The following is a 598-nucleotide window of genomic DNA, read 5'->3' as shown; positions in this document are numbered from 1 at the left end:
CGGAGCCCAACCTCATTGTCGCGGCCAATAGCGGCGACGTCCTCGGCGAGTCGCCGAGCTGGCTGGCACGCGAGCAGTGCCTGTACTGGATCGACCTGCGAGCCCCGGCGCTGCGGCGGCTCGATCCGGCGAGCGGCGCGGTCGAAAGCTGGGCGATGCCGGATCTGATCGGCGCCGTGGGCGGCCGGCGCTCCGGCGGCCTCGTCGTCGCGGTCCGCCATGCCCTGCTCGGCTTCGATCCGCGCGATGGGGAGTTCGCAGCGATCGCGAACGTCGAAGACGGCCCGCCCGAGAACCGCCTCAACGACGCCAAATGCGACCCTGCCGGCCGCATCCTCTGCGGCAGCATGTGGGATTTCGGCCTGCGCACGACCGGCGGCCTCTACCGTGTCGATACGACGGGTGCCGTGACGCAACTGAGATCGGGCGTGACCGTCGCCAATGCCATCGCCTTCGCTCCGGATGGCCGCACCCTCTATTTCACCGATACGCGGCTGGGGGCGATCGAGCAGGCCGACTACCATCCCGCGACCGGCGAGATCGGCCCGTGGCGCCTCTTCGCGGCCGCTGATGCCGCGCCGGGCCGCCCCGATGGGGC

Annotated in this window: 1 protein-coding gene; it reads left to right on the top strand. The window is 71.4% G+C overall.

Features of this window, described 5'->3' with window-relative positions; genetic code table 11:
* Positions 1 to 598 (top strand): SMP-30/gluconolactonase/LRE family protein (locus ACLD7X_RS17915; protein ID WP_411425043.1); only part of this gene is annotated, 598 nt, incomplete at both ends.

The sequence above is a fragment of the Aphanothece microscopica RSMan92 genome, assembly GCF_046613545.2.
In the GTDB taxonomy this organism is placed as follows: Bacteria; Cyanobacteriota; Cyanobacteriia; order PCC-6307; family Cyanobiaceae; genus NIES-981.
Note: the sequence above shows the minus strand (reverse complement) of the source record. Positions and strands in the feature narration are given on the sequence as shown.